Origin of the sequence: Lysinibacillus sp. JNUCC 51 (assembly GCF_015999525.1) — a bacterium.
GTDB classification, from domain to species: Bacteria; Bacillota; Bacilli; order Bacillales_A; family Planococcaceae; genus Lysinibacillus; species Lysinibacillus xylanilyticus.
The window spans coordinates 3282129-3294176 of sequence record NZ_CP065545.1; the positions used below are offsets into that span (position 1 = coordinate 3282129).

13 protein-coding genes are annotated in these 12048 nt (G+C 38.7%); all 13 read left to right on the plus strand.

The window, feature by feature from the left end:
* Nucleotides 1-234 precede the first annotated feature (234 nt).
* The 13 genes from lgt (at nt 235) to JNUCC51_RS15835 (ending at nt 12041) form a co-directional block, all read left to right on the plus strand.
* Complete coding sequence (gene lgt / locus JNUCC51_RS15775; RefSeq protein ID WP_337988817.1) at nt 235-1056, plus strand: prolipoprotein diacylglyceryl transferase; 822 nt, start codon at nt 235-237, stop codon at nt 1054-1056.
* 12 nt (nt 1057-1068) lie between these two features.
* Complete coding sequence (gene ppaX, locus JNUCC51_RS15780; RefSeq protein WP_337988818.1) at nt 1069-1710, plus strand: pyrophosphatase PpaX; 642 nt, start codon at nt 1069-1071, stop codon at nt 1708-1710.
* A gap of 4 nt (nt 1711-1714) precedes the next feature.
* Nucleotides 1715-2257, plus strand: coding sequence for an acyltransferase (locus JNUCC51_RS15785; RefSeq protein WP_337988819.1), 543 nt, complete (start codon nt 1715-1717; stop codon nt 2255-2257).
* A gap of 522 nt (nt 2258-2779) precedes the next feature.
* Entirely contained in the window at nt 2780-3952 is a 1173-nt protein-coding gene (locus tag JNUCC51_RS15790) for an ATP phosphoribosyltransferase regulatory subunit (RefSeq protein ID WP_337988820.1), read from the plus strand.
* On the plus strand, nt 3945-4568 hold the full coding sequence (hisG, locus tag JNUCC51_RS15795; RefSeq protein WP_049668967.1) for an ATP phosphoribosyltransferase: 624 nt from the start codon (nt 3945-3947) through the stop codon (nt 4566-4568). Before JNUCC51_RS15790 ends, hisG begins: the two co-directional genes overlap by 8 nt.
* A gap of 51 nt (nt 4569-4619) precedes the next feature.
* Complete coding sequence (hisD, locus tag JNUCC51_RS15800) at nt 4620-5906, plus strand: histidinol dehydrogenase (RefSeq protein ID WP_337988821.1); 1287 nt, start codon at nt 4620-4622, stop codon at nt 5904-5906.
* Nucleotides 5899-6498, plus strand: coding sequence for an imidazoleglycerol-phosphate dehydratase HisB (gene hisB, locus JNUCC51_RS15805; protein ID WP_100544051.1), 600 nt, complete (start codon nt 5899-5901; stop codon nt 6496-6498). Before hisD ends, hisB begins: the two co-directional genes overlap by 8 nt.
* Complete coding sequence (gene hisH / locus JNUCC51_RS15810) at nt 6495-7127, plus strand: imidazole glycerol phosphate synthase subunit HisH (protein ID WP_337988822.1); 633 nt, start codon at nt 6495-6497, stop codon at nt 7125-7127. Before hisB ends, hisH begins: the two co-directional genes overlap by 4 nt.
* Nucleotides 7121-7882 (plus strand): imidazole glycerol phosphate synthase subunit HisF, encoded by a 762-nt coding sequence (gene hisF / locus JNUCC51_RS15815; RefSeq protein WP_337988823.1) that lies wholly within the window; start codon nt 7121-7123, stop codon nt 7880-7882. The genes hisH and hisF overlap by 7 nt, the downstream gene beginning before the upstream one ends.
* Complete coding sequence (gene hisIE / locus JNUCC51_RS15820) at nt 7879-8496, plus strand: bifunctional phosphoribosyl-AMP cyclohydrolase/phosphoribosyl-ATP diphosphatase HisIE (protein WP_337988824.1); 618 nt, start codon at nt 7879-7881, stop codon at nt 8494-8496. The genes hisF and hisIE overlap by 4 nt, the downstream gene beginning before the upstream one ends.
* 90 nt (nt 8497-8586) lie before the next feature.
* Nucleotides 8587-10110 carry a tetratricopeptide repeat protein gene (locus JNUCC51_RS15825; protein WP_337988825.1) on the plus strand — a complete coding sequence of 508 codons (1524 nt, stop codon included), beginning with the start codon at nt 8587-8589 and terminating at the stop codon, nt 10108-10110.
* Nucleotides 10111-10210: 100 nt separating this feature from the next.
* Entirely contained in the window at nt 10211-11155 is a 945-nt protein-coding gene (gene trxB / locus JNUCC51_RS15830; protein ID WP_337988826.1) for a thioredoxin-disulfide reductase, read from the plus strand.
* A gap of 418 nt (nt 11156-11573) precedes the next feature.
* Complete coding sequence (locus JNUCC51_RS15835) at nt 11574-12041, plus strand: 8-oxo-dGTP diphosphatase (RefSeq protein WP_337988827.1); 468 nt, start codon at nt 11574-11576, stop codon at nt 12039-12041.
* Nucleotides 12042-12048 lie beyond the last annotated feature (7 nt).

Consider the following 12048-nt stretch of genomic DNA (forward strand, 5'->3'; position numbering starts at 1 on the left):
CCACCTCTATATGTGGATGAGATGAACGTGGGTTTAAGTTGCTTTTCAGAGGGTGTATATACATCCGCTGAAATAGAGGAACTCAGTCTAAGAACGCCACGTCCTGTGGCAATTTATCTGTGCGAAAGCGAAGCGACAGCAACACACGACTGAGTGACCAACTTCGTGTTGGCAGGCATAATTGATTAGGATTCATTTGCAAATGCAATGAATTGATTTTGAGAGGAGCATAAGATGGACTTGTTATTATTAGAAATTAATCCGATTGCTTTTCATTTAGGACCTATCGAAGTTCGTTGGTATGGGTTACTAATCGTATCGGGTATTATTTTAGCGTATATTGTTGGACAAAGAGAGGCTGTTAAGAGAGGATTACCAGAGGATTTTCTTGCAGATCTATTACTTTGGGCTGTTCCTATTTCCATAATATGTGCACGTATTTACTATGTAACGATGCGTTGGGATTATTATAGTGAAAATCCAGGAAAGATTATAGAAATTTGGAATGGTGGTATCGCTATTCATGGTGCTCTTATTGGCGCCTTTTTGACAGCTTACATATTCACTCGTAGAAGAAATATAAGCTTTTTACGAGTTGCGGATATTGCGGCACCGAGTATTTTAATTGGACAAATAATTGGCCGCTGGGGAAATTTTATGAACCAGGAGGCTTATGGTGGTCCAGTATCACGTGAGTTTTTAGAAAATCTAATGCTACCGGATTGGATTATTAATCAAATGTATGTTGAAGAATTAGGAACATACGTACATCCTACTTTTTTATATGAATCCGTTTGGAACTTCATTGGGCTAATTATTTTATTAGTTTTACGCAAAGTAAATTTAAATCGTGGTGAAATGTTCTTCGGCTATATAATATGGTATTCAATCGGTCGCTTCTATATAGAAGGCATGCGTACAGATAGCCTGTATTTAGTAGGAGATTTACGCTCGGCTCAGGTTGTTTCAATAATAGGTATTGTTGTGGGTCTTGGTGCGATTATTTATAGACGCATAAAAGTAAAACCTGCAGTAAAGTATTTAGATGATAAATAAGGGGTGCAAAGCATGACTGTGAAGGCATTACTATTTGATTTTGATGGTACATTACTCAATACAAATGATTTAATCATTCAAACGTTTATGCATGTTTTAAACGAGCGATTTCCCGGGCAATATTCGCCAAAAGATTGCCTGAAATTCCTCGGGCCATCCTTAAAACAGACATTTAGTGACATTGCTCCTGGTGAAGAAGATGCAATGATTGCTAAATATCGTGAATATAATGAATTACATCACGATGAGCTTGTCACTCAATATCCTGATGTTGTATCAACTTTAGAGCAATTAAAGGCTATGGGGATCAAATTAGCGATTGTCTCTACAAAGCGTAATGGGATGATTGACCGTGGTCTATCTGTACTAGGTGCAAGTCATTTATTTGACATCCGTATTGGCACGGATGATGTGAAAAATGTAAAGCCTGATCCAGAGCCAGTTTTGCTTGCGCTTGAACGCCTTGGTGTAAACAAGGAAGAGGCCATTATGATTGGCGACAATTCTCACGATATTGAGGCAGGGCACAACGCTGGAGTTAGAGCAGCCGGTGTCGCATGGGCTTTTAAAGGTGAGGAATACTTACAGCAATTCAAGCCGGAATATATATTGCATCATATGACGGATTTATTTGAAATTGTGAAAGTGGGGTAAGTAAATGGCACGTAAAACAGAACGCTACCGTGTCGAAGGAGCAAACTCGCTTTGGAATATTTATGATACGGTGTCCTTTTGGAAGGTGATGAAGTGTTTCGTTGTCATTCAAATTGGACGCTTCACACCATTTTTACGTGTAAAAAACTGGTTGTATCGAACTTTTTTAAAAATGGAGATTGGTGAACAAACTTCCATAGCTTTAATGGTTATGCCAGATACAATGTTTCCAGAACGCATTCATATCGGTGACAATACTGTTATAGGCTTCAATACGACTATTTTGGCGCATGAATATTTAATAGAGGAATATCGTCTGGGAGATGTTCGTATTGGCAATGAAGTAATGGTTGGTGCCAATTCAACGATACTACCCGGTGTTACGATAGGTGACGGTGCCATAGTATCTGCTGCAACCCTTGTGCATAAGGATGTGCCAGCTGGCTGTCTAGCAGGCGGTAACCCTATGCAAATTATTTATACAGCTGAACAAATGGCGGAGCGCAAACGCAATGAAGTAGTAGAATGGTGCACGCCAAAAAAATAATAGTACCTACACTGTGCAAGCTTTACTATGCACAGTGTTTTTTTGTGGGAATAATCGTAACAATGAAATTAAAGTATGACTCTCCGGCAAAACGAGGGGGTGACATGACATACGATTTAACAAAATGACATCCCACTTTTTAGTTTTATCGCCCAACTTTTGAATTTTATCCACTAACTTTCACGTTTTATCGCCCAACTTTTGAACTTTATCGACTAACTTTCACGTTTTATCACCGAACTTCAGCAATTTATCGACATCCACCTTCCAAAGAGCGAAAAAGATTCACATAGTTTTTTTGTCTAAAGGTTTACAAGTTTAAGGAAAGAAAAACTTGCTCTGCCTAATAAAGTTTCAATTTATTTATTTTTAGGTATAATTAACAGAATAATCAGTGTTTAAATTATTCGATAATTTAAGTGTAGTTGCATTGACTAGCAAGAAGAAATAAGTTAGAATACTTTCATAATCTAATTCTCTAACACTCTAGTGAGTTAAAGTGAAACGTAAGGAAGTGTCAGGATGTCGTCGATTAAAATGTTTGAGAAACCACTTGGAATGCGCGATACATTTCCGCAAATTTTTGAAAAGGTAGAGGCTGTAAGAAATACAGGGCGAGATTTTTTATGTAGAAGAGGCTATGAATTTATTAAAACGCCTGCAGTAGAGTATTTTGATACAGTTGGTAAAGCATCAGCGATAGCTAATGCGCATTTATTTAAATTAGTAGATGGACAAGGCAACACGTTAGTACTACGACCTGATATGACAACACCGATTGCACGTATAGCAACATCAAAATTATTAAAAGAAATGATTCCAATACGCCTTGCTTATTTTGCTAGTGTCTTCCGCGCACAGGAAGCGGAGGGTGGACGTCCAGCAGAATTTGATCAGATGGGGATCGAATTAATTGGAGACAATTCTGTATTTGCTGATGCTGAGGTTATTGTTACGGCAATGGAGTTATTAAAGCAATTTGGCTTAGCTAAATTTAAAGTGACGATTGGTCATGCAGGTATATTAAATTGTATTTTACAAGATTACACAGAAAGCATCGAACAACAAAATATACTTCGGACATTACTTGTGCAACGCAATTATGTAGGGTTTGAAGAAGCGGTAGAATCATTTGATTTACCAAAAACAAAATCCGATGCATTATTGCAATTTATTGAAGAAGCTATGAATTTAAATGAAATTCAAGATATTGAGAAATATGTGCGGAAAAATGACGCATTAGAATATATGCAACAGCTCGCTAAATTGCTTGAAATTGCAGACTTAGCGGATTATGTAGCCTTTGATTTTACACTTTCTAGTCACATGAGCTATTACACAGGCATGTTATTTGAAGTGTTTGCAATCGGCAGTGGTTTTCCATTAGGAAATGGGGGACGCTATGACGGGTTACTGGAGGTATTTGGCTCAAAAGTAGGTGCTACAGGATTTAGTATTCGTGTTGATCGACTATTAGAAACACTTAATGGGCAATCTGATGAGCGACAAGAAGCTACAGTCGTGTTGTTCGAGGATGAACAATTTGAAGAGGCTCTTGCAGAGGTACAGACACTACGAGCAGCTGGTAAACAGGCTACCTTACAGTTAAGGAGTAGTCTTGTCGATGAAGCCGCTTTTTTAGCACATTTTACAGAAGTAGTTATTGTGGGACAGGAGGACGTTGACGGTGAATGAATTAACGATTGCTATGCCGAAGGGACGAATTTTTGACGAGGCATATCAGATGCTTTTAGAAGCTGGCTTTAATTTACCAGAAGAAGTCGAAATGTCCCGTAAATTAATGCTTGAAATTCCAGAAGAGAAAATTCGTTTTATATTATCAAAGCCAATGGATGTACCTGTTTATGTTGAGCACGGTGTAGCGGATATTGGTATTGCAGGTAAGGATGTTTTGCTAGAACAGCAACGAGAAGTACATGAACTACTGGATTTAAAAATAAGTACTTGTTATATCGCATCAGCAGGCTTACCTAATACGACAATGAATGAAATTGCACCAAGAATAGCGACAAAATATCCTAATATTGCAATGAAATATTATAAGGGTATTGGAGAGCAGGTCGAAATTATTGAGCTAAATGGATCGATTGAATTGGCACCCATGATTGGCTTAGCAGATCGAATTGTCGATATTGTTTCAACAGGACGGACACTGAAAGAAAATGGCTTAGTGGAGTATGAATTTATTACAGACGTATCATCACGATTAATTGCCAACCCAGTAAGCTATCGCATGAAGAGTGACCGTATTATCGATCTTGTGAAACGTTTAAAAAAATGTGTTAAATAAAAAAGTCCTATTGGAAGAGGCGTAGTCCTAGATTTAAAGGAGATTAATCCTATGAAAATAACAAAGCTAAAAAAAGGTATTTCCTTAAAGAGACCACTTGAAGGTGGAAATGAAGAACAGTTAAAGGTTGTGCGGCAAGTATTAGCAGACGTTCGTGCACAAGGTGACGCAGCTATACGTTTTTATACAGAAAAATGGGATGGCTTTGCCCCTGATCATTTACGCGTAACGAAGGAAGAAATCGAAGAGAGCGTAAATTTAATTGATCAACAGCTTTATGATGATTTAACAGAAGCTGCTCAAAATATTCGCTTGTATCACGAACAGCAAAAGCGTTCAGATTATCGCTTAGATCTTAAGGATGGCTCTTGGCTTGGTCAACGAATTACTGCGCTCGATGCAGTAGGTCTTTATGTTCCTGGAGGTACAGCAGCGTACCCATCTTCGGTCTTGATGAACGTTATTCCTGCACAAGTAGCTGGTGTCAAACGCATTGTTATTACATCTCCAGCAGGTCGAGATGGAAAGTTACCTCCAGGTGTACTTGCTGCAGCGTACATTTTAGGAGTAGAGGAAATATATAAAATCGGTGGAGCTCAGGCGATTGCGGCTCTTGCATATGGGACAGAGACGATTTCTCCAGTTGATAAAATTACAGGTCCAGGAAATATCTTTGTAGCATTAGCCAAACGTGAGGTATTTGGTGAGGTTGCGATTGATATGATTGCAGGCCCAAGTGAAATTGCAGTATTAGCAGACGACACAGCATTTGCTGATGAAATCGCGGCTGATCTTCTATCACAGGCTGAGCACGATAAGTTGGCTTGTGCCATTTTAATAACGACTTCTAAGCAATTGGCTAAAAAAGTAGCTGATGAAGTGGAGAAGCAATTAATGACTTTACCGCGTGAAGAGGTTGCACGCGCATCTATAGAAAATTTTGGTGCTATTTATGTTGCTGAATCGATGGCGGATGCCGTAGATGCAATTAATTCGCTAGCACCTGAGCATTTAGAAATTGTCACAAAAAACGCTGAGGTTGTAGCTGAACAAGTACGACATGCAGGAGGTATTTTCATCGGTCGCTATAGCTCTGAACCAGTTGGGGATTACTTTGCAGGGACAAATCATGTGCTACCAACGAATAGCACTGCACGCTTTGCAAGTGGCTTAAACGTCGATGATTTTGTAAAAAAATCGAGCGTCGTCTTTTATAGTGAAAAAACTTGGGCAGAAAACGCACCGAAAATTGCACGTCTAGCACGTATGGAAGGCTTAGAGGGCCATGCGCGTGCAGTCGAATCGCGTGGATGGGAAAAGGAGTATCACAATGACTGAAAAAAAACGATATGCAAAAGTTGAACGTACGACAAATGAAACTCAAATTTCAGTAGCCATCGATTTAGACGGTGAAGGGAAGGCGAACATTAAAACTGGTGTTGGCTTTATGGATCACATGCTTGACCTATTTATCAAACACGGACTTTTCGATGGGACGATAGAAGCGAATGGTGATACTTATATAGACGATCATCATACAACGGAAGACCTCGGAATTGTACTAGGCCAAGCTATCCGTGAAGCGCTCGGTGATAAAAAAGGAATAAAGCGTTACGGTACAGCATTTGTGCCAATGGATGATGCACTTGCACAGGTCGTAGTGGATTGCTCAAATCGTCCGCACTTAGAATATCGTGTGCCACAGTTGAAGGAAAAGGTCGGTAGCTTTGATACGGAATTAGTACATGAATTTTTATGGAAGTTTGCACTTGAGGCTCGGATGAATGTTCATGTCATTGTACCTTATGGACATAATACACATCATATCATTGAAGCTATTTTTAAGGCGTTAGCACGTGCTATTGACGCAGCAGTGGAAATTGATCCACGTGTTAAAGGTGTACCATCGACTAAGGGGCTGTTGACGTGAAAATAGGTGTTATTGATTATGGAATGGGGAATTTATTTAGCGTTGAACAAGCATTAAAACGACTTGGCTGTGAGGTTGTTGTCTCGGCTAACGAAAAAGAGCTAGATGCAACAGATGCACTGTTACTCCCTGGAGTTGGAGCATTTCCAGATGCCATCAAACGTTTAGCTGAAACGAATTTAGATCAATATTTACACAAGGTGAAAGCTGAAAATCGACCACTTCTCGGAATTTGCTTAGGAATGCAATTGTTATTTGAGCAAAGTGAAGAAGTGTCCCCGACAAAGGGGCTAGGCTTTTTTAAAGGAAGCATTAAACGATTTAGTGGTGACAATGCTGGGCAGCCGTATCGAGTGCCGCATATGGGGTGGAATGAGCTCATAGTGACAAAGCGTCCTTCATGGTTAAATGGTGAAGTAACGGCAAAGCATGTTTATTTTGTTCACTCATTTTATGCAACTGATATCGATGAAACGGAGCTTGTCTCTTATGCGGATTATCATGGTATTAAGGTTCCTGGCATTGTGGTAAATGGCTCTATTACGGGTATGCAGTTCCACCCTGAAAAATCAGGTGAACTAGGTGTGCATTTATTAGAGCAATGGTTAAAGGGGGTGGCATCATGTTAACAAAGCGCATTATTCCATGTCTTGATGTGAAAGAGGGACGTGTTGTAAAGGGTGTACAGTTTGTGTCATTACGTGATGCGGGTGACCCAGTAGAGCTTGCCAAGTTTTATGATGAACAAGGAGCAGATGAGCTAGTATTTCTAGATATCTCGGCATCACATGAAGGACGTGAAACAATGGTTGATGTCGTACGGCAAACTGCAGCTACATTAGCAATCCCATTTACAGTAGGTGGTGGAATTCGTACATTAGATGATATGAAACGTATTTTACGTGCAGGTGCCGATAAAGTATCAGTGAATACTTCTGCATTAGAGCGACCAGAGCTGATTAAAGAAGGTTCTGATTTTTTTGGTGCACAATGTATTGTTGTAGCTATTGATGCCCGCTATAGCGAAGAAGATGCAACATGGATGGTTTATACGCATGGGGGCCGAAACAAAACGGCATGGCGAGCAACTGAGTGGGCGAAGGAAGCGGTTCGCTTAGGTGCAGGTGAAATCTTATTAACGAGTATGAATCAGGATGGTGAAAAATCCGGTTTTGATTTAGCAATAACAAAAGCTGTGAGAGAGGCTGTGACAGTTCCTGTTATTGCAAGCGGTGGTGCAGGGAATGCCGAACATTTTTATGAGGTATTAGCTGAAGATATCGATGCAGATGCAGCACTTGCCGCATCCATCTTCCATTACAAAGAAACGAGCGTAGCACAAGTAAAAGAGTACTTACGTGAAAAAGGAGTGGCAGTAAGATGATTGACAGCATTAAATTTGATGAAAAAGGTCTTGTCACTGCGGTTGTCCAAGACGCTAATACAAAAGAAGTACTAACCGTAGCATATATGAATAAAGAATCTCTAGAAAAAACACTTGAATCGGGAGAAACATGGTTCTTCTCACGTTCACGTCAAGAACTTTGGCACAAAGGGGCAACTAGTGGTCATACACAAAAAGTTGTATCTATTAAGGCAGATTGTGACAATGACGCGTTAGTTGTAGAAGTAATTCCTGCTGGTCCTGCTTGTCATAATGGAACAACTTCTTGTTTCACGGAAATCATTCAGCAAAATGCCAAGGTCGGATCTGTTGAGATTATTTCTAAACTCGTAAAGGTCATTGAAAAGCGCGAGCAAGAAATGCCGGAAGAGGCGTATACTACATATTTGTTCGATAAGGGAATCGATAAAATTTGTAAAAAAGTTGGAGAAGAAGCAACTGAAGTTGTCATAGGTGCAAAAAATCGCGATGCAGAAGAAGTGAAATGGGAGGCTGCCGATTTAATTTATCACCTGCTAGTGTTACTACAAGAGCAAAAAGTAAGTGTTTATGACGTGTTACATGTGTTAGAAAAACGTCACGAGGAGAAATGACGGCATATTGCTTATTGTATGTTATAATATAAGTTACTGTGTAAAGGAACGTATTTTACGTTCCTTATTTCTTGTTTCGGAGGAAATATTTTGGAAAAGAAACGTCAAAAAGAGAACCAAACAAATATAGTGTCGTTCATTCCAACAGGCGACTATTATTATAAAAAATCAATTCAAGCAATGAATAGCGGACAAATGAATAAAGCCTATAAATATTTACAGCGAGCAGTCGATTTAAGTCCTAATGATCCAATGATTTTATTACAATTAGCTATAATAGAGTTAGAGGGTCAACGTTTCGAGGAAGCGTATGATCTACTTCGTCGTGCCTATCAATTAGATAAAGACAATCCAGAAATTATTTTTTACATGGCAGAGGTTTCAGGATGTGTCGGCATCATACATGATGCTAAACGCTTTGCAGAGCAATATTTACAAATTGAGCCAGATGGTGCCTATGCAGATGAAGCTACTGAAATATTAGAGTTTGTTGATTTTGAGCAGGATGATTTTGAAGAGCTTGAAGGTTCAGCAGAAGATTTATATCGGCAGGAACAGGCGAGGCGTTGTATGGAAAAGGGAGACTTCCCTGAAGCTATTAAAATTCTAGAAGACTTAGTTGAAGATAGACCGGATTTTTGGTCAGCTTATAACAACTTAGCCCTTGCCTATTTTTATGTAGGCGAAGCAGAACAGGCGAAGGCTCTTCTAAATACTGTATTACGTGAAAATAAAGGGAATTTACATGCACTATGTAATTTAACGGTAATCGCGTACTATGAAAAAAATGAAGAAGATTTAAAAGATCTTTTAGAAATACTTGTGAAAATTCAGCCATACTTATGGGAACATCGCTACAAGCTAGGTGCAACATTAGCGCTCGTTGGACAATATGATTTAGCGTTTAAATGGTTGCGTAGCATGCAGAAAAGAGGCTATGTAGGTGATGCTGGCTTTTACTTTTGGCTATCACATGCAGCTTATTTCTCAGGACATGAAGAAGTTTCAAAAAGCGCATGGGAGCAGCTACTTGAGCTAGATCCCGATAAAGAAGGCTTTGAACCTTGGCGTCAAGAAGAAAACGATTATTCACTTGATGCATTAGAACATGACCGTGATTATATTGTAGATAAGCTAGAGAGCGAATATACAAGTGAACGCATATTTGGTTTATTTTTACTAAGCTGTACAGCACATAAACAGGAAATTATTGCACATCCAAAATGGATAGACGTTGACCAATTTAATGCGTATGAAAAGCTATTCCTCGCTTATGCACTAGGACATCAATTTGATATGAAAAACAAAGTAGAGGCTAGCTTTATACGAGCAGTAAGTGTACCAGAAATTTTATTAGAACAGTATGGTAAGCTAACGACATTAATTGCACCAATGTTCCAAATGTGGTTTGTGCTTTGTGAGCAAGCATTAATCAACAATTATCGTTTTACAAATCCAGCAGCTATTGCAGGAGCAAATGATTATTTATTCCGTTCTTCTCGAATGCTTAAAGTTACAAAAAAGGAGATTGCTCAGCAATACGGAGTATCAGTGTCAACTTTATCGAAGTATATTGATGAAATTTTAAATTATTTACCAAACACGCATAATTAGACCGTGAGCAACATAGTTGAATAACTTTTTACTTTCACATACGATGAACATACTAAAGTTATTATAAAAAAGTAAAAAATCGGTTTAGGGGGAAGTATTTATGTCAGAAGAAAAAATTTATGATGTTGTAATTATTGGTGCAGGTCCGGCTGGTATGACTGCGGCTGTTTATACATCACGTGCCAACCTTTCAACTTTAATGATTGAACGTGGGATCCCTGGCGGACAAATGGCAAATACAGAAGAAGTAGAAAACTATCCAGGATTTGATACAATTTTAGGTCCTGAGCTGTCGACTAAAATGTTCGATCATGCTAAAAAATTTGGTGCAGAGTATGCGTATGGCGATGTAACTGAAATTATTGATGGTGAGGAATATAAAACAATAATTTCAGGTGCTAAAGAATATAAAACACGAGCAATTATTATTTCTACAGGTGCGGAATATAAAAAAATGGGTGTGCCTGGCGAAAAAGAACTTGGAGGCCGTGGTGTCAGCTATTGTGCAGTATGTGATGGTGCATTCTTCAAGCAAAAAAATCTTGTTGTCGTAGGTGGCGGGGATTCTGCTGTTGAAGAAGGCGTTTATTTAACTCGCTTTGCTGATAAAGTAACAATTGTGCACCGTCGTGATAAATTACGTGCACAAAAAATTCTCCAAGATCGTGCCTTTGCTAACGAAAAAATTGATTTCATTTGGAATTCAACAGTCAAAGAAATTAATGAAGCTAACGGTAAAGTTGGAAGTGTAACATTACAATCAACAATAGATGGTGCAGAATCTAATTTTGCTACTGAAGGCGTATTTGTATACATTGGTATGCTTCCATTAACAAAACCATTTGAGTCTCTAGGTATTTTAAATGATGCCGGTTATATTTTGACAAATGATAATATGGAAACGACAGTACCAGGTATCTTCGCAGCTGGAGATGTACGTGAAAAATCACTTCGTCAAATCGTTACAGCGACAGGTGACGGAAGTATTGCTGCACAAGCAGTACAGCACTATGTGGAAGAATTATTAGAAAAAATTAATGCTTAAGTAAGCAGGCTTAGAAGGTTCATGAGCAAAGTGAGTCTACTCCCAAAGTAGGGTGTTCAACCGATTATGCCCAATATTTAATGTTTTAAGGAAAAAAATACAATTTTAATATGGTCTTAATATAGTTGTAACTTGAATGACATATAAAAGGTGTAATATATAAAGTGTAATTAGCAATCCCCCTTTTATTTTGTTGAGTAGGTTGTTTCCGCCAAATAAGGTGGAGCAACCTATTTTTGTTGTAAACAGATTTTTTATAGCGGAGTTTCATATGTTTTAATAAAGGTTAAAAGCATGTTCCCTACATGTTTCGATGAAGTTAAAATTGCAATGCACGTAAAGTTTAGAATTGAGGACAAACCCTGTTTGGTCTTGCTATAATAAAAGGTAGAATGCAAAAGAGATTAGAGGTGTGCCTATGCAAAGAATTGCAAATTTAATAGCCGTAAAAGACGGTCAAGTGTTATTACTTCAGAAGCCGAGACGTGGCTGGTACGTAGCTCCTGGCGGTAAGATGGAGAGCGGCGAATCGATTTTAGAGGCTGCAGTGCGTGAGTTTAAAGAAGAAACAAATGTCACACCAATAAACGCTCATTTAAAGGGTGTTTATACAATGGTTATTAAAGAAAATAATGTGGCAGTGGACGAATGGATGCTTTATACATTTGTTGCAAAGGATGTAGAAGGTGAACCGTTTAAAGAAACTAGAGAAGGCAAACTTGCATGGCACCCAGTAGAGGATTTAAAACATTTGCCAATGGCTGAAGGTGATCGAACAAACTTACAATTTGCTATCTCACAATCAGGCATTCAGTACGGTACATTTGAATACACAACTGATTTTGAATTACTTCATGAGAAAATACAAATATCAATCGAACAATAAAGGAGCT

Coding starts and splice junctions, on each gene's coding strand:
- lgt (WP_337988817.1), top strand. CDS start 235: ATGGACTTGTTATTATTAGAAATTAATCCGATTGCTTTTCATTTAGGA.
- ppaX (WP_337988818.1), top strand. CDS start 1,069: ATGACTGTGAAGGCATTACTATTTGATTTTGATGGTACATTACTCAAT.
- JNUCC51_RS15785 (WP_337988819.1), top strand. CDS start 1,715: ATGGCACGTAAAACAGAACGCTACCGTGTCGAAGGAGCAAACTCGCTT.
- JNUCC51_RS15790 (WP_337988820.1), top strand. CDS start 2,780: ATGTCGTCGATTAAAATGTTTGAGAAACCACTTGGAATGCGCGATACA.
- hisD (WP_337988821.1), top strand. CDS start 4,620: ATGAAAATAACAAAGCTAAAAAAAGGTATTTCCTTAAAGAGACCACTT.
- hisB (WP_100544051.1), top strand. CDS start 5,899: ATGACTGAAAAAAAACGATATGCAAAAGTTGAACGTACGACAAATGAA.
- hisF (WP_337988823.1), top strand. CDS start 7,121: ATGTTAACAAAGCGCATTATTCCATGTCTTGATGTGAAAGAGGGACGT.
- hisIE (WP_337988824.1), top strand. CDS start 7,879: ATGATTGACAGCATTAAATTTGATGAAAAAGGTCTTGTCACTGCGGTT.
- trxB (WP_337988826.1), top strand. CDS start 10,211: ATGTCAGAAGAAAAAATTTATGATGTTGTAATTATTGGTGCAGGTCCG.
- JNUCC51_RS15835 (WP_337988827.1), top strand. CDS start 11,574: ATGCAAAGAATTGCAAATTTAATAGCCGTAAAAGACGGTCAAGTGTTA.